Below are 16,697 nucleotides of genomic sequence, written 5' to 3' on the forward strand. Positions count from 1 at the left end.
TCTGATTTTGTAAGCAAACCTTATGATCTTGAAGATATTTTAACATCCATCAATCGAGCTCTCGGAAGGTAAATTAAAAGCTTAAAGTGAACTGATGAGCCGATCTCATCTTGGGCAAAATACCAAGTGAGATCGGTTTTTTGTTTAGAATCAAAGTTTAGTTTTGAAAATGATCTCAGAAAAATTAGGAATATCAAATGTTATCGGCTCAATTGAGATCTGTGGTATACCTGAGAAAAGAACGATCGTCTCAGCTTTTATAGTATTTTGATTCTCATCAGCTGTTGTAGCTGTTATAACTGCGTAACCAGGCCCAAGGATTGGATGAACAGGCCTTGGTTCAGCTGAAATCAAATTAACACTTCCCTGTCCCCTATCATCTGTTAAAACCGAACCCTCAATTATTCCACCCGTGGTTGTAAAATAAACAGCCGTGCCGGGCTTTACGGGATTTCCATATTTATCTCCAACATATGCAGTTATTTTATTTGTAAGACCAAAAATGTTATATCCCGGAAAGTTTAATTTTTCAGGTGCGATACTAAAATGCGCTGAGTCAGGCAGTCCTCCATGAATTACTATCACGACAGGAAGAGATCTTATAACTTTCGTTCCAATGAAAGACTCAGCAACAATTTGAACGACACCAGCTTTCGTCCCACTTACAATGTTAACAGTTACTCTACCCTTACTATCCGTCCTCGCCTTTGGCGGATATACAAATTCCCCACCGCCTGGACCCGAGCCTATTTTGAAATTAACCTCGACGGAATGCGCTAAATCAACCGGTTTACCACTTGAATCTTGAACTTCAAAAACCATTTGTGCTGTTTCAACGGAACCACTACCTTTGACACCTATATTTTTAGAGCTTTGTGATACAAGAACTATGCTCGCCGGCTCACCGCTTGTTGGTACCTCAGATACAACTCGCTGTAACATGAAAGCTGGAACTTCAACAACTCGTCCTGGAACAACCAAAACATTGATAGTATCCGGATCGTAGCCCTCTTTAAATGCCACCAATTGAACTTCTATTTCACTCTCAATTTCAAATTGAAACTCATATTTACCCAATGAATCAGTATAAGCTATTAATGTCGGCGTTATCCCAAGAACTCGTACAACTGCATTTTGTAAAGGGGCATTTGTTGCCGACTCAAGCACTTGCCCTTTTAATGTAACGGTCTTCAATTGCTTTTCCGCCTCTGGTTCCACTGCTTTTTTGCAGCCAACCATAATTAATGAAAGTAAAGCAATAAAAATAAAAACTTTTTTCAACATTTAAATTCAAAATTTATTTTTTTAGCTGTTTCTTATAATTCTCAAGAGCTTTCAAAAATTTCTCTCTACCTTCTTTTAAAGTTGGTACTTCTCCAACCTTTAAGCTCATTTCCTTTAACCTTTCAGCAAGGCTTGGTAAAATCTCGGCTTTCAAAAGTATTATCAATTCCTTTTTTGCCACAGTTTTAACATCAAACCCAAACAGATACCTTAAACCAAAAAACCACCATGGCAAATCTTTCAAAAGCGGAACCCCTTCACGAGTCGTTCTTTCTTCATTTATGTAAAGACCTCCGATTATGGTTTCTTCTCCATCAAGAAGTAAAATCTTAGTTTGGGCTGACGATTTATTTATTGTTATCTGCGGAGCTACACCCGCCACATTGCTTCTTTCAATGTTAAGTTCAAGCGAAATAAAGTAAATTGTATCAAACTTTATAACTTCAGGTTTAACTCTAATTATTGAACCAGTTGATATGAACTGCGTGATTGCATTTCCAGCGAAATCCCTTACAGTAGTTGAAACGTCGCTCCCAACCTGAATTTGGCCCTGCTCTCCAGATCTGACTACAATTCTGGGGTTAGCAACGACCTCACCTATTTGTTGTGATTCAAGCGTTTTAAAAACAGCCACTAGACTTCCAAAGTCAAGATCCGGAGTGACATCAATCGTAAATAAACCCGTTTTACCCTCACCTGCTGACATAGTCACACCAACATTTACTCCCTTCCCACGGAAGAAATCCCAGCTAAAACCGTATTGCTTTAACTTAGCTGCGTCAGCCTCAAAAAATACAGCCGAAATCATAACCTCACGGGTCTCAAACTGAACCTTTGCTTTTTCTTCTTCCGTTGGAGCAGTTGGGGTTGGTATCCCCGTTACCTCAGTAAGGGGGACAATCTTTATATAATCAGCGTATTCCTCATACCAAAGCTTATTTACCCTTAAAATTAACTCAAGAGCATCAAGCCAATGCATCCTATCAATGTCAACCCCAATCGGTATTGTCCTTGCCTCTGGGTCAATTATAACCTTACCAAGAAACTTTTTACTTATGTCATTAAAAATTTGAAGAGCTTGATTAAATGGCATCGTCCTTGACATTGAAACTATCTCCTCGGGAGCAACATAAGCTCTTCTCAACTCTCGGGGGCGACCTCCGATTTGTGAAAGAGCCAAACCTGTTAAAAGTTCAAAAAGAAGTAAAAAAACAAAAATCTTTAGTTTCATATCACCTCTCTATTATTTTTGTTGCTCAAACCTGAGTTTCAACACAAACTTTTCCACTATGCCTGCTTTGTTAAGCGTAAATTCAACTTGATTTTTATCAATATCAATTTTCGTCACATAACCAAGGTAAACTTCATCCCCCTCTCTTAAAACATGAATCTTTCCGGTGTGATCAGCAATAAATGCCCTCCCGGGTATCACTGCTTTCAAATCAGCTCTTTCAACTTCAAGTAAACCCCTTGTATTAGGTGGCAGTTCTCTGTAAATATACGGTGCAAAGGGATTTTTGACTTCCTCAACAACTACATCCCCAAGAGTTCTTTTTATTGGGGGCAAATCTTTAACCTCAGCATAAAGGGCGTGAACTTCCATCTGAAACGGAACCACAATTTTAAATCTTTTCGTCTCCTCATCCCTTGTTTCAACGCCACGAAGATCAAGCCGTGCAATCCTGTAAATCTGTGGACCTCGCTCAAGATACCAAATGAATTTATAAATATTTTCAAATGAGGCTTCACCCTTTATATTGTAAATATTGTACGCATACTTCTGCGCCTTTTTACTGCCCATATATAGCATATCAAATTTAACAAAGCCAGCATAATTTAAAATTGAATTCAGATATGAATAAGTCATCGCGGGTGTGACATCCGGAACTATCTGTTTATCAAGCTGTGCTAATTTTTCCTGCTCTTCTTTAATCTGCTTTTGCAAATTGTAAAGTTCAACCTGCAATCCAGCAAGAGTATTTATCTGTTGTTCAGTGTTTCGAATTTCAGCCTTAGCTTCATTTATCTTTTTCGGATAAGAATAAACAATAAAATACGCTCCAACCGCAATAATTATAACAAGAAATGCAAGGAGTATGAGTGTATTTCTAGTTTTATATGGCAATTTTCACCTCAAACTTTTATTTTTTAATCTCCTTGCTTTGTTCAGGCACTACAGATGCTTTTATTTCAAATTGATAAACTGTTCTTCCCCTTATTTCCTGCACCTGAACTTGCATTAATGTTGCATTTCCAAGGGCGTTTGAAAATCTTGGAATCCTGTTCCTATAAAGCGAATAACCCCTAATTGTGACCGTCTTCGGATCAGATGCCCCTATATCAGTGATCCAAATCCTTCCAACCCTTTGAGCTTCCATTGCAATCTTGTTCAAGAACTTACTCCATATATCGGTATTAACTCGCATTGAATCGAGAACCCCAAAGGTTGCTTTATAATAAGCTAACTTTTGCCTTGCGAAATCCACTTGCTGCTGCAATGTCTGAAGCTCTGCAAGTTCAGATTTTTTCCTTTGAAGCTCGGTTCGAGTTTCCAAAAGCGTTCGATTAAGTTGTGCTATTTTTGTTGTCACTTGAAAAGTAAGAATAGGAATTAAAAGTAAAAATAACCACCCAAGAATTCCAAGTTTAAAAACCTTCTGTCCTTCCCTGATTTCAAACGGGGTTAAATCAATCGCATAAAGTTCTTTATTTTTTATCTCAAGTGCTCTCCAAGCTGAACCAATCGCAACCGCGACTCTGGGTAAATTTTCCAAAAGTAAAGGATCTGAACCATTCGGAGATAAATTGGGCAATTTTATATACTCAATTTTAACATCCTCTGGAAACATTTGCTCTAGAACTTCTTTAACGCCAGCAGATTGCGCCTCGCCAGCAAGAATTATATTGTTTATCAACGGTAACCCAAGATTATCTTGCTCAAGTATTAACCTGCTATAAATTGTGTTTGCAATATTGTATGAATCAATTCCTTCACCAATAAGAGGCGATATGTGATAAAGTTCGTCACCCTTCATAAAAATTAATCTGCTAAATTCATGCCCAATGTAAACTATAACAGTAATTGAATTTGGTGGGAATTTATAGTTTAACTTGACAAGGTTCGCAAGGGATATCTCGGGACTTTCAATAAACGAGATTTTAGGAATTCTTCCTCCAATTGATTTCTTAATGTTATCAAGCAGATCAAGCAAAACAATTCTTAAATCTCGAACAATCGCAAGGACAGAGCCATCGGGAAATTCAATGTAATTTACCGCATCTGGTTTAAAGGGTTCACCAGATCTCCCCTTTGATATCTCCTCAATTATCTTCGCTTTAAGTTTATCCTTCTTCAAGCCCCAATTTGATTCAAAAGCTGCATAATAGACATAGGGTTCAGGGACTGAAATGCCGAGCTTATATTTTCGTTTTGGATATTTACTCAAAACCCCAATAAGAATTGATGCGTTGTCCCCTTGACCCGTTTCAGTTAAAAGTAAATCTGGGGTTGATGCTTCCGATGTTATATCTATCGGCGTTAACTCAGAGATAGATCTCGGCTCAATTTGTTCAACTATTCGCGCTCCGGCTGACGCTGTTTCCAACTTTGAGGCAAGATTAACTATCTGGGCATCAACAAATCTCACCTTTTTCCCCGATTTCGCAAGACAAGCAACTTGCAAAGATAAACCGTCAACAAAAATCCCAACAGCAAGTTTTCCTGAAAACTTTTTGTCTCTCGCCATTTTAATTTAATGTTAATTTTTTAAGCTGCCTGCAAAAGTTGCTGCATTCTTCGTTTATTATTTGCAAAATTCATGGCCGTTTCAAGTGAAATTTTCCGCTCAAGATAAAGCCGTCTTAAATCCTGCTCCATCGTAATCATACCGTATTCAGCTCCTTCTGCTATCATTTGGTAAATCTCACCAGTGTTGTTATTCTTTATCGCAGCCCTTATTGATGGCGTCATGACCATAACCTCTTTAGCAAGAACTCTCTTCCCGTCCAGGCTCGGAACAAGTTTCTGTGAAATTACACACCTTAAAATATCAGCCAACCTGTTTCTTACCCTCTCCTGTTCGATCGGTGGGACCTCCCCAATTATTCTATCAATGCTTTCAACAGCCGAAGATGTGTGAAGCGTCGATAGAACTTTATGTCCACTGTCAGCAACCTCAAGCGCAGCCATTATCGTATCTGGATCCCTCATCTCACCAATTATAATTATGTCCGGGTCCTGACGCAATGCTTCTATTGTTCCCTGCTTAAAAGACATCGTATCCCTTCCAACTTCCCTATGCCGAATTATACAACGCTTTGACTCGTGAACATACTCAATGGGGGATGCAATTATAATTATATGCGCATCAACCGTTCTATTGTTAAGATCAACTATCGCATCGAGCGTTGTGCTTTTTCCTGACCCTGTTATCCCTGTGACGAGAATTAAACCCTCCTTGGTATATTGCAAACTTAACATTCTTGTCACATTTGGATGGAAACCATAACTTTCATACGGTCTTATCTGGGTATTGATCGCTCTCATATTCAAAGCAAGATCATCTAAATCAAAATAAGCATCTGCACGATAGCGATATATGACACCATTTTCATCTTTAAGCGTATACGAAAAATCAAGGTTCCTATTTTCATAAAGATATTCTCTTTGTCTTTCCATCAACAAACTTTGAATTAAAATGTTAAATTCATCCAATTCATAAACCCCAAACTCCGGGATTGGCTTCTTCACACCATGAATTCTAAGCCAAACCATTTTTTTCGAACCCCATCCTCCAAGATCTATATCCGAGGCTTCAACCTCTCTCATTCTAATGAGAAACATATTGATCAAATTTCTCAAAAGAAGCTTTTGTTCCTCGGGCATTTTCTTTATTATTTCATTGCCAATATACATTTGCTTCTCGATACTAAAAAGCGTAACCGGAATTTTCTTTGCAAGCGAACTCAACAATTCTTTTGCTTCCTTCACTAACTGCGGATTTACAGGCATAAAATAAAATCAAAATTTTGTTTTTACTATTCCCACCATGAAACCAACCTTAACTGTCTTATGCCGGGAAAGCTCACAAGAGGATAATATGGCGGTGCTTTATCTCTGAAGCGGGGATCATATCTGTATCTCTTATTAAATCCATTTTGAATTATTCCACTACCACCTGAAAACTGTCCCACCGGTCCTCTTTCTTCCTGAACTATACCTCCAGTTAAATAAATTGTCCCTGATGGTGGTCTTTTATCCCAGTTTTCAGCAATGAAACTTTTATCATTTGAACCCCCATCATAAGCCATAATAGCAGCTTGAATAACTACATCATTTTGATTCGGGTCGCTATCAGCTATGATAACATTTTTATAAGAGACAAGCCCAAGAAAATCATCAGAGTTTGGATTTACATTTGGATCATCAGCATATTTTAAATCATCCCAAATTCTTATGTTTCCATCAGCAAGGATGGTAAGTTGACCGTTCAATGTACCTTCAACAACAACTTCATTTTTAACCCAAATAACACCAGTTGAACTTAAGCTTGAAATATTAGCTACTGTATCAGGCGGTGACAACTGAGGAACTCGGCGTTGCCTTAAGTATTGTCCACTCCCTATTGTCTCAACCGTCCACCCAACTATATCTCTTTTCACAACTTTACCATTGGACAGGAATTTAAGATAAACTGGGTTATTAAAAACTCCTCCACCGTTTACTGCAGCTGTCTTAGTTCTCGTCATATCAACCGGTATTTCAGCCTGTATTCCAACTTCCCATCCACCATAAAACTTTGCTTTGTTTCTATTTGAAGTTGGCTGCGGGTTGATCCCAGCATAAGCAGTAACTTTATCATAAAACACGGGCGAGCCATATGTGTGCAAAACTCCATTTGTATGAACAGGACCCCAAACGGTATCACCGGTTATCCAGTAAACTGGCGCACCATTGTAAAATTCGGTTCCAGTAAGCCAAAAATATCTTGAAGCAGGTGTATTAGGACCGCTCGAATATATAAAGTAAGCAAAAGCAGAATCTTCTATTTTATAAGGTTTTTTATATCTGGCATAATAAGTATCAACAAAAGCATAACCCCATGCTTTAACGCTTAACCTTACAAGCGAATCTGGAACAACTGGATATATGCGAACAGTTGCAGTGCAATTATTCATTACGACATTGAAAGTTGCATTAGTTAATGTATCTTTCCAAACTTTACTTGCACCAATATTCATTGCACTTACAGCCGTTTCATGAACAAGCGTCTTTGAATAGTAATAGTTAAAACTGTCCGTTGCCGAAATCACAGCCCGAGTTAAGCGAAGCTGATAAACTGAAAATATCGAAATAAAGCCTATTAATATCAACAAAGATGTTTTACCAAACATAATCTTTTTATCTTCTTAGATTTTTAGATACTAATCTCGTCTGTCTCCAGAAAGAAGTCCTCAACAACCGCCTTAATTCTCTTTTTCTAAACTCCTGATCTTGAATACTTGAAACTTCCTTTTTGACAAGTTCAGGTGATAAAACAACCCTTGGGTTAAACATAGTAAGAGTTACCTCAACCATTTTTGTAGCAATTAATTCCATTCCCGGATCAACTGGATTTCCTATTTGATCAAGGTACCTAAAAACTCGTGCATTCCCTATTCTACCTACATCTGTCATGCGAACACCTTCACCCGTGATTTTCAAAATCCTCGTAACTTTATACATCCGCAAAATTGTGTCCCCGTAATCAATAGTTTCTGCAAGCGATATTACATATTCAATTGTATCTGGTACATTATCTTTATGGGGTATTACATGATCAAAATAGTCAAACTCACGATTTAAGTGCGCTATAAACTTAATATGACCTGGTTCAGCTTTAAAAAGAATTTGAGAGCCCTCCGGAATACCATAACCCATTTTTCTCAGGTCATATTCAATTACTCCAGATGTATTTGCAAGATTTATTTGAGTGATGGCATCTGAATTATAATTAAGAAATTCACGCGTTCCAGTATCAGTGACAGTTATAGTAATAAGTAGAATAGCTCCTCCTATAATTGTAGCCATTATGTAGTCAAGCAGTGAACTCATCAAAATTAGCTAAATTTAATTATAAAACCAGTAACTATAAACGAAACTTATTTTAATCGTATCTCTAACTTTGCCAGATGCTGTCTCCTTGTAAATTAAAGGTGGGTCATATATATCCGATATAAATACCGTCATCCTTTTATGAAATGTCTTATACGAAACTGGAATAACCCTGTTACCCGAGAGATCAACATACTCAACCTTAAAACTAACTTTATATATAACGCTGCTTCTCCCTGTGTCAATTTTGGATATACTATTATAATCATCAAAATCATCTATCTCCATGGCGCCAACCATTGTTGTATCATCTGGGTCAAGCCCAAGCGTTGAAGAGAAAGTATTTGGATCAGTTTTAGCGGTGTTGTTCGTATCAGCAACCGCTTCATCAAAATAATATTGTGATGCTTGTTCAATATAAGATGTAGCAATGGAGAGCGCTTCAAGTCTATATCTATTTTGAGCAAGTGAAACATCGTGACTTGAGAGACCACGATTTACATTTAAGACAGCAAGCGAGAGAAGCGCCAACGCTAAAATAGTTATGAGTGTTTGTCCAGTCGTCATAAAACTTTTTCCATTTTGTTAATCTTCGGTTGTGGCATGTGCAACCTCTTCAAGCGTTGTAAGCCCTTGTTTTATCCTCTCTCTCCCAGCTGCTCTCAAAGTTAGCATTCCATCCTTTATAGCCTGCTCCCTTATTGCTTCCTCGTCAATATCTTTCCCAGTTTTGAAAATTAATCTGCGAATTTCTCTCGTGAAATAAAGCGCTTCATGTATGGCGATCCTTCCCTTATATCCACCATGGCATTGATCACATCCGACCGCTTCGTAGAAAACAGTATTTTTAATTTCTTCCTCCGTAAATCCCAAACTCAAAGGAATCGCCGGGTCAAGATCCTCTATTGGACGCTTACATTTATCACACAACTTACGGATCAATCTTTGTGCGATTATAATGTTTATCGCATATGCGATAAGAAATGTCTCAATTCCCATTTTATATAATCTCGATATGGCACTTGGGGCATCATTTGTATGCAGGGTTGAAAATGTTAAGTGGCCTGTATTTGCAAGTTTAATTGCTATCTCCGCTGTTTCCTTATCTCTTATCTCACCAACCATAACAACATCCGGATCATGACGCAAAATCGCCCTCAATGCTTGTTCAAAATTCATCTTCGGACCAATCTTCAACTGCCTCGCTCCTGGAATTATATACTCAACTGGATCTTCAACTGTCAAGACGTTTATCTCCGGCTTTATAATATAATGTAAAGCAGCCATCAATGTTGTTGATTTACCGCTTCCCGTAGGACCCGTAACAATAACCATCCCTTGTGGTTTTGAAATCGCTTTAATGAAGAATTCTTTTGCCTTACCTTGGAAACCAAGTTTATCGAGATCAGTTATAACCTTTCTATCATCAAGGACACGAATGACAATGCTCTCAAACTTATATTGAAATTCCCTCCCAACTATTGGAAGGATCGAAACCCTATATCTTATCATATGCCCATCAACTTTTCTCTGGATAAATCCATCTTGTGCCATCTCCCGCTCGAATCTATCAACATTCTTTGACCTATCTTTTACAACTGCTGCAATTGCTTCAGGTCTTATACCCTCCTGAACATGCCAAAGTCTGAGCTTTCCATCTATTCTAAAGTGAATTTCAGTTGTCCTTGAATCCCTAGGAATTATGTGAATATCGCTCGCCCCTTTTCTCACCGCTTCAACCAACATTCCCTCGACAAGATTAACCAACATACTCTTGTTTATCTCCGCTTCAAGTGCAGCTTCATCAAGTGTTTCCTCTTCAAGTTCCTCCTCAGTTATTTCAAGTTTTGATTCCTCAAGAACTTTTAAAAACTCATTTTCAGGAGGAAAAACTTTATCAAAAAGATTTTGCATATCCTTCAACCTCACATAGCACACCTCATATCTCTTCGCACCAAGCGCCCTTGCAATTAAAGGGATAGCTCTACTCGTGGGATCAGCTGAAATTAAAATAAGTTTATCAGGCCTTTGCTCATCATATTTCAAAGGTAAAATCTTCTCCGATCGCATCTGTTCTTTAAGTGCTTGAGGAAGCGGCTCAACAAGTTTCTTTATAAAATCAATTCTATTCTTGTCAATGTTCTCATCCGCAAGATAAATCTCCCTGAACCCATAAAGATTCGCAACTTCTTTAAATACACTGTCGTGATCAATCCCAAAATCAGACACAAGTATCTGCGCCAAGCTTCGCCTTGTCTTTGAATCCTCTTGTTCTTTAATCTTTAAAGCTCTGTCAAGTGTTTCATAATCTACCACACCCTTTTTCAAAAGCGTATATCCCAATTTATCCGTAATATCCACTCCAACAGTCATTTCGTATCACCTCAAAGTTTTAAAAAATTTGAAATGGAAGTATAATCGTATATGGCGTCTTAGGTTTAACCATTGCCGTCTCAGACGATACAAGTGTAAGAAGTGTCATCACAATCATTATTATCATCGCAATCATAAGCTGAATAAAGTCAACGGCATTCTTAAGTTTATAAACTGTTTCCTTTTCGTAATAATTTGCGATTTGAAGTGCTGTTTGCTTAACTGTTCCAGTTTCAGCACCAGAGTGAAACCTTGCAAGTGCTGTCTTTGTGAAAACCCCCGTCGCTTCAAATGCTTCCGTAAGCCCCTTACCTTGACTTAACATCATCGGAATGGCTATAGTTTTTATCTGATGCTCCATATACTTATTCCCGCACGCCTCTGCTGCCAAGCGAATTGCATCAATGTTCTCCCCCGAACCCGTATATAAAGCATAAAAAACCCTACAAAAAATTTCAATGGTTGTCTTGTGAATCAATGGTCCAAGAACAGGAAGTTTTATAATATATTTGTCGCGCAAAAATTGACCCTTTGGAGTTCTAATAAAGTAAATAAAAGCAACCGAAATTAAAACTGAGCCAAGGAGTATGAAACTTATATTCTCAGTTAAGAAATAACTCAACTTCAAAGTTGCTGCTGTCATCGGCGGAAGTTCAGTTCCAAGCTTGAGAAAAAGTTCAGCAGTCTCAGGAAAAATATAAGCAACATAAAACACAACAGCGATAAACAAAACAATTAATGTAAAAACAGGCATTATCAAAGCACTTTTAAGATTTTTCTTAAATTCAGCATTTCTTTCAAGAAATTTAGCCGTGCTCTCGTAAATATCAGCCATATTTCCACTCTTTGACGCAAGCCCAAGCATTCGAGCTGTAAATTTACCAAGCACTCTCTCCTGCTTTACAAACGCCTCTTCACTATCTTTACCCTGGCGTAAATCATTATTTATTTCACGCAACGCCTCTCTTAAAGTTGGATGTTGAACATCATTTATCAAAAGCTGAAGAATCTCATTATAAGGAAGCTTTTCCCTTAACAAATCAGCGCTGACGCGAACAAATGTTACAATTTCCGTATCTGGCGGTTTAAACTTAAAATCCAAAACTTTGGGTTGTATGCTTACAACCTTATAACCAAGCTTTTCAAGCGCCTGTCTTACCTCTTCTTTCGTAAATGCTTTCTGTTCACCTGTTATAGGCTTTTCACTATCACGCTGAACTTTGTAAATAAAAGTCTTACGCTTTTGAATTTTAGTTACCTTAATCTTCCTTTGATCAGCTAAAGCTTTAATCTTTTTCTTCGCCTCGGAAAGATTATCAGCGGTGATAACACCCTGGATAGGACGCCCCGTTAATGTTAACCCTTCAAAACGATAATCAGGCAACCTGAACCACCTCCCAAAAAATAAATTAAAAAATCAACGGGGATGCACCAAGGCATCCCCGTATGGATAAATTAATTATTGAGGTTGAAAATCTGGTAATTTCCCATAACCCTTAGTATCATCGTCCGTCTGAATACTAGTTGCAGTACCCTGATAAATTCTGCTTTTATCAGCATCTACACAATCAACCGCCGCGACAAATCTTCCATCCGGAAGTTTTTCTTTACCAAGCGCATGAATAACAATTTTCTGATCACCCGTCAAAATTTCAACTCTATAACTTCCATTCGCATTACCGGTATCAAGCGGGCTTAGAGCGAAGTTAGCGAAGCTATTTCCACCACCTCCGAGCTCAACCGGTGTTCTGTAATATCTTTGCGCCTTTGCTGCGAGATTAGAAAGATCGGTTGAGATAGCACTTCTGTTGGCGTCAACTGCGCTGCTCTTGAACATTGAAATACCAACAGCAATTGCAATTCCAACTATGATGACGCCAAGGACGATGAGTAAAAGTTGCTGCTGACCCATATTAATTACCTCCCGAATTTAATTTTAGTTTTTAATTTTATTTTAAAGCACAAGATACTTAAAAGAACGACCTCTCTAACCCAAAGATAACCTTATATTTTGTAAAAGTCAAGTCTTTTCGTCTACACTTATAATAGAATACAAACTTTTGTGCCACAAATCACAATTTCAAAATTGATTAAAAATCAAAGCAAATAACACTGCCAATTTGCCTTTTTCTACACACCCTTGAAATTTTTACAAATACTCTCTGCTACACTTCATTACACTAAAACGGCTTAAACACAGCAAGAAAAACAATCACGATAAACACACCAAGATTCACATATGCATAAGTCTCAATCGCCTTATTTATCTTTAAGAGCTCCTCGGATGGAATTGCCTTGGATTCTAAAATACTTTCCCGTTTTGAAATATATTTCACCCCAACAAAAATTCCAGATATAACAAACCACAAGAACAAAATCAGTTTAACAATTAACCATCTTGGAGCGCCACCAATTGATATCCAGTTGTAAATTCCAGTAATTATAGCCAAAATTCCACCGACACGAGCAAGCCTTGAAAAATTTAATGATAATTTATGCAAACTAAAACTATTCTCTTTTCTCAGTGCTGACTCAACCACTGGAAAACCAAAAGCAGAAACTGCTATGAGCATAGCTGATAAGATGTGAAAGAAAAGCGAAATTTTCAGGGCAAGATACATAAGATTTAAGCCTAATTATATTTTTAGCCTGGTTAATCTTTCAACGACGCGATGTATATTTCAACATCGCGAATCTTTGCGAAATTTGGATAATCTTTTTTTATCCTCTCGTATAATCTAAGTGCTTTTTCTCTTTCGCCAGCAAGTTTATAATTTCTTGCAGCATTATAAAGATATTCGGGAACAAGTATATTTTCCCTGAACCTTTGTGCTGCCTTTTCGAAATACTCTCCAGCCTTTTTATATTCCCCCTTTATCTCATAGATAGACGCAATCCCAGCAAGTGAAGCCGAGAACAAAAGTTTATCATTTCCATCGTACTTTTTGAAATACTTTAAAGCGTTATCGTAATCACCAAGCATAAAATATGCACTTGCAAGATAATAAGTTGCTATTTCTCCAGCATCCGTTCCACCGTAATTTTCGACAATATACTTCAATCCCTGTATATTCCGCTGTGGAATCCCATCAATTGCAGTTTTATAATCACCGTTGTCATAATAGCCTATAATTTTTGAAAGGAGTGCTTCTGCTCTCTCATTTTCAGCCTTAACATTGTTTCTGTAAATAATTATCCCAGCAACTATAATAATTACACCAGTTAAGATATAGCTTAAAATTTTTTTGTTTTTCTCAACGAACTCACGAGCTTTATAATATGTCAACACAAGTTTATCCTCTTTTAACTCTTGCTTTTTCAATTTCTTTCGTGGTTTTAGCATGATGATATGTCTTTGTGTTTTTGTAAATTTATTTAAATATGCAAAATTTTAAGAGATAAATCAAAATTCTCTCATCGAGCTTTTATTACGCCATCAGAATAAATTGGTAAAATTGGTATCGAATCAACAGAAGAAGCAATTTTTAAATCCTCCTCAAAGCCAAGGCTAATTAAAAATTTACCATGTTCACTTTCTCCTAACATTTTCAATAAGTTCTTTTTGTATGTCTTGTAAAGTTTTAACGCAGCAATTGCTGAATCGCTCAAGTTAAGGTTCTTTTTCGATTTGCCCTTTGTAAGCAAAAAGGTTATCATCCCACCACACACTGCATCTTCGATGCAAAAACGGTTTAGTTTGCCCGAACAGAGAATCAAAACATCGTTGCCATTTTCACTGGCAAACTTTACAGCTTCAGATATATTCACAAATCCAACTATTAGCGAATATTTGGCATATTTTGTTTTTGTTATCGCAATTGAGCCATTTGTGCTCGCGTAAATCAAAGTTTTACCTTTAACTTTTTCTTCGGTGTATTCAAGTGGAGAGTTGCCAAGATGAAAGCCATCAATTATTTCCCCACCTCTTTCCCCACATAAAAGAAACGAACCTTCTTCAAGCGTTGATGCATACTTAACTGCACTTTCAACGGATGCTGCTGGAATTATAACCCTTGCCCCATTTTTTAATGCGGTTGCAATTGTTGTAGAGGCTCTCAAAACATCGACCACCAAGACAGTTTTATTTTGCAGGCTTAACTCATCTTGAACTTGCAAGGGTGTGAAAAATACATCTATATTCATCCCGAAGCCAAATTTTGTTTTACCTTGCTCTATTTGGAACAAATGGAAGATTTACAATTACAGCTGTTAACTCTTTTCCACGAGCATTGACTGATATTCTTTCGCCTGGATTTGAGAATTTAATATCAACATACCCCATCCCTATCCCCTTTTCAAGAATTGGGGAAAAAGTTCCGCTCGTGACATAACCAACTTTCTCACCATCTTTAAAGATTTCATACCCATGCCTCGGTGGAATTCTTTCATCAACGACCGTAAAGCCGACGAGTTTTCTCTTGAGCCCTTCATTTTTAATGCGAAGCAAACTTTCACGACCGATGAAATCACCTTTATCTAACTTTACAATCCAGTCAAGCCCTGCTTCAAGTGGGTTTGTGGTTTGATCAATATCGTTTCCATAAAGCATATAACCCATTTCAGTTCTAAGGGTGTCCCGTGCACCAAGTCCTGCAGGACCTATGCCAAACTCTTTACCAGCTTCCATAACGGCAGTCCACACCTTTTTGCAAATCTCGGGATCTGCTTCAAAATAAAGTTCAAACCCAAGTTCACCCGTATATCCAGTCCTTGAAATTATCATATCAACCCCTGCAAGTTTTCCCTTGACGAAATGATAATATTTAATCTGGCTCAGATCAACACCCGTTAATTTCTGTAAAGTTAAAAGAGACTTTGGACCTTGGACAGCGAGCAGAGCAACTTCATCACTTATGTTTTCAAAATTGACATCACCATCAAGATGTTTTTTCATCCATTCAAAGTCCTTTTCTATGTTTGCTGCGTTTACAACAACCATATACGAATCGCCAAGATTATAAATTAAAAGGTCATCAACTATTCCACCATCTTCATAGCACATCGCTGAATATTGAGCTCTCCCTGGGGTAAGTTTTGAGACATCATTAACCGTCAATTTTTGCAGGAAACCCAATGCGTCTTTTCCGCTTACCCTAAATTCTCCCATATGAGAGACATCAAACACACCAACCGATTCGCGCACGCGTTTATGCTCGACTATTATTCCATCATATTGAATCGGCATTTCATAGCCAGCAAAAGGTGCTATTTTTGCGCCAAGTTCCAAATGAATTTCATAAAATGGGGTGCGTTTCATAACCTTTGCTCCTTTTATTTAACTTTTTCAAATTTTTTCTCAAGCTCCAACTGCGCCTTTCTCCAGTCCTCAAGAAATCTTTCAAGGCCAATATCAGTAAGCGGATGTTTTATCATTTGTTCAAGAACTTTAAATGGCATTGTGACAACATCCGCACCTATCAAACCAGCCTCAACAACATGCATCGGATGTCTAACGCTTGCGACAAGAACCTTCGTCTCAAAATTATAATTCTTGTAAATTTGAACGATCTGTTTGACCAGGTTCATTCCATCACTTGATATATCATCGAGACGACCAATGAACGGACTTATGTAATAAGCTCCAGCTTTTGCAGCAAGGATCGCTTGGGTAGGCGAAAAACAAAGTGTGACATTTGTCCTTATTCCCTCAGATTTTAAGAACTTAACAGCTTTTAAACCATCCTTTATCAAGGGAATTTTCACAACGATGTTATCAGCAAGCCTCGCAAGCTCTCTTGCTTCCTTAACCATTCCATCAAAGTCGGTTGATATAACCTCAGCGCTAACATCACCATCAACAATAGCACATATCTCCTGGATAAGCTCTTTAAAATCTCTTTTCTCCTTCGCAATCAAACTCGGATTAGTTGTGACGCCATCAAGTATCCCCCAGCTGGCGGCTTCTTTTATTTCTTCCAAATTCGCTGTGTCAAGAAAAATTTTCATT

The 16,697-nt window shown here is 37.8% G+C and carries 16 protein-coding genes; all 16 read right to left on the minus strand.

Annotated features, from left to right (window positions below; all coding sequences use genetic code 11):
• Positions 1–150: 150 nt before the first annotated feature.
• Complete coding sequence (locus AWW78_RS08700) at positions 151–1,218, minus strand: Ig-like domain-containing protein (RefSeq protein ID WP_176696244.1); 1,068 nt, start codon at positions 1,216–1,218, stop codon at positions 151–153.
• A gap of 79 nt (positions 1,219–1,297) precedes the next feature.
• Positions 1,298–2,515, minus strand: a complete 1,218-nt coding sequence (locus AWW78_RS08705) for a type II secretion system protein GspD (protein WP_075426231.1) — start codon at positions 2,513–2,515, stop codon at positions 1,298–1,300.
• A gap of 12 nt (positions 2,516–2,527) precedes the next feature.
• Positions 2,528–3,409 (minus strand): hypothetical protein, encoded by an 882-nt coding sequence (locus AWW78_RS08710; protein ID WP_047133467.1) that lies wholly within the window; start codon positions 3,407–3,409, stop codon positions 2,528–2,530.
• Positions 3,410–3,425: 16 nt separating this feature from the next.
• Positions 3,426–5,030 (minus strand): hypothetical protein, encoded by a 1,605-nt coding sequence (locus AWW78_RS08715; RefSeq protein ID WP_047133468.1) that lies wholly within the window; start codon positions 5,028–5,030, stop codon positions 3,426–3,428.
• Between the two features lie 20 nt (positions 5,031–5,050).
• Positions 5,051–6,295 carry a type IV pilus twitching motility protein PilT gene (locus AWW78_RS08720; RefSeq protein ID WP_047133469.1) on the minus strand — a complete coding sequence of 415 codons (1,245 nt, stop codon included), beginning with the start codon at positions 6,293–6,295 and terminating at the stop codon, positions 5,051–5,053.
• Positions 6,296–6,321: 26 nt separating this feature from the next.
• Positions 6,322–7,677 carry a hypothetical protein gene (locus AWW78_RS08725; protein ID WP_047133470.1) on the minus strand — a complete coding sequence of 452 codons (1,356 nt, stop codon included), beginning with the start codon at positions 7,675–7,677 and terminating at the stop codon, positions 6,322–6,324.
• 7 nt (positions 7,678–7,684) lie between these two features.
• The gene (locus AWW78_RS08730; protein ID WP_047133471.1) at positions 7,685–8,377 is read right to left on the minus strand and encodes a hypothetical protein; all 693 of its coding nucleotides are present in this window, start codon (positions 8,375–8,377) and stop codon (positions 7,685–7,687) included.
• Positions 8,378–8,392: 15 nt separating this feature from the next.
• Positions 8,393–8,944 (minus strand): hypothetical protein, encoded by a 552-nt coding sequence (locus AWW78_RS08735; protein ID WP_047133472.1) that lies wholly within the window; start codon positions 8,942–8,944, stop codon positions 8,393–8,395.
• An 18-nt stretch (positions 8,945–8,962) separates the two neighbouring features.
• On the minus strand, positions 8,963–10,750 hold the full coding sequence (locus tag AWW78_RS08740) for a GspE/PulE family protein (protein WP_047133473.1): 1,788 nt from the start codon (positions 10,748–10,750) through the stop codon (positions 8,963–8,965).
• 19 nt (positions 10,751–10,769) lie between these two features.
• Positions 10,770–12,134, minus strand: coding sequence for a type II secretion system F family protein (locus tag AWW78_RS08745; RefSeq protein WP_047133474.1), 1,365 nt, complete (start codon positions 12,132–12,134; stop codon positions 10,770–10,772).
• 75 nt (positions 12,135–12,209) lie between these two features.
• Positions 12,210–12,662 (minus strand): type IV pilin protein, encoded by a 453-nt coding sequence (locus tag AWW78_RS08750; protein WP_075426232.1) that lies wholly within the window; start codon positions 12,660–12,662, stop codon positions 12,210–12,212.
• A gap of 268 nt (positions 12,663–12,930) precedes the next feature.
• The gene (locus AWW78_RS08755; RefSeq protein WP_047133475.1) at positions 12,931–13,371 is read right to left on the minus strand and encodes a DUF2269 family protein; all 441 of its coding nucleotides are present in this window, start codon (positions 13,369–13,371) and stop codon (positions 12,931–12,933) included.
• Positions 13,372–13,403: 32 nt separating this feature from the next.
• Complete coding sequence (locus tag AWW78_RS08760) at positions 13,404–14,093, minus strand: tetratricopeptide repeat protein (protein WP_047133476.1); 690 nt, start codon at positions 14,091–14,093, stop codon at positions 13,404–13,406.
• A 71-nt stretch (positions 14,094–14,164) separates the two neighbouring features.
• Positions 14,165–14,893 (minus strand): 2-phosphosulfolactate phosphatase, encoded by a 729-nt coding sequence (locus tag AWW78_RS08765; RefSeq protein WP_047133477.1) that lies wholly within the window; start codon positions 14,891–14,893, stop codon positions 14,165–14,167.
• 19 nt (positions 14,894–14,912) lie between these two features.
• On the minus strand, positions 14,913–16,007 hold the full coding sequence (gcvT, locus tag AWW78_RS08770) for a glycine cleavage system aminomethyltransferase GcvT (RefSeq protein WP_047133478.1): 1,095 nt from the start codon (positions 16,005–16,007) through the stop codon (positions 14,913–14,915).
• 14 nt (positions 16,008–16,021) lie between these two features.
• Positions 16,022–16,696, minus strand: coding sequence for a fructose-6-phosphate aldolase (gene fsa / locus AWW78_RS08775; protein WP_047133479.1), 675 nt, complete (start codon positions 16,694–16,696; stop codon positions 16,022–16,024).
• Position 16,697 lies beyond the last annotated feature (1 nt).

Origin of the sequence: Candidatus Kryptonium thompsonii, assembly GCF_001535985.1 — a bacterium.
In the GTDB taxonomy this organism is placed as follows: Bacteria; Bacteroidota; Ignavibacteria; order Kryptoniales; family Kryptoniaceae; genus Kryptonium; species Kryptonium thompsonii.

Coding starts and splice junctions, on each gene's coding strand:
- AWW78_RS08705 (WP_075426231.1), bottom strand. CDS start 2,515: ATGAAACTAAAGATTTTTGTTTTTTTACTTCTTTTTGAACTTTTAACA.
- AWW78_RS08715 (WP_047133468.1), bottom strand. CDS start 5,030: ATGGCGAGAGACAAAAAGTTTTCAGGAAAACTTGCTGTTGGGATTTTT.
- AWW78_RS08720 (WP_047133469.1), bottom strand. CDS start 6,295: ATGCCTGTAAATCCGCAGTTAGTGAAGGAAGCAAAAGAATTGTTGAGT.
- AWW78_RS08725 (WP_047133470.1), bottom strand. CDS start 7,677: ATGTTTGGTAAAACATCTTTGTTGATATTAATAGGCTTTATTTCGATA.
- AWW78_RS08730 (WP_047133471.1), bottom strand. CDS start 8,377: ATGAGTTCACTGCTTGACTACATAATGGCTACAATTATAGGAGGAGCT.
- AWW78_RS08735 (WP_047133472.1), bottom strand. CDS start 8,944: ATGACGACTGGACAAACACTCATAACTATTTTAGCGTTGGCGCTTCTC.
- AWW78_RS08740 (WP_047133473.1), bottom strand. CDS start 10,750: ATGACTGTTGGAGTGGATATTACGGATAAATTGGGATATACGCTTTTG.
- AWW78_RS08750 (WP_075426232.1), bottom strand. CDS start 12,662: ATGGGTCAGCAGCAACTTTTACTCATCGTCCTTGGCGTCATCATAGTT.
- AWW78_RS08755 (WP_047133475.1), bottom strand. CDS start 13,371: ATGTATCTTGCCCTGAAAATTTCGCTTTTCTTTCACATCTTATCAGCT.
- AWW78_RS08760 (WP_047133476.1), bottom strand. CDS start 14,093: ATGCTAAAACCACGAAAGAAATTGAAAAAGCAAGAGTTAAAAGAGGAT.
- AWW78_RS08765 (WP_047133477.1), bottom strand. CDS start 14,893: ATGAATATAGATGTATTTTTCACACCCTTGCAAGTTCAAGATGAGTTA.
- gcvT (WP_047133478.1), bottom strand. CDS start 16,007: ATGAAACGCACCCCATTTTATGAAATTCATTTGGAACTTGGCGCAAAA.
- fsa (WP_047133479.1), bottom strand. CDS start 16,696: ATGAAAATTTTTCTTGACACAGCGAATTTGGAAGAAATAAAAGAAGCC.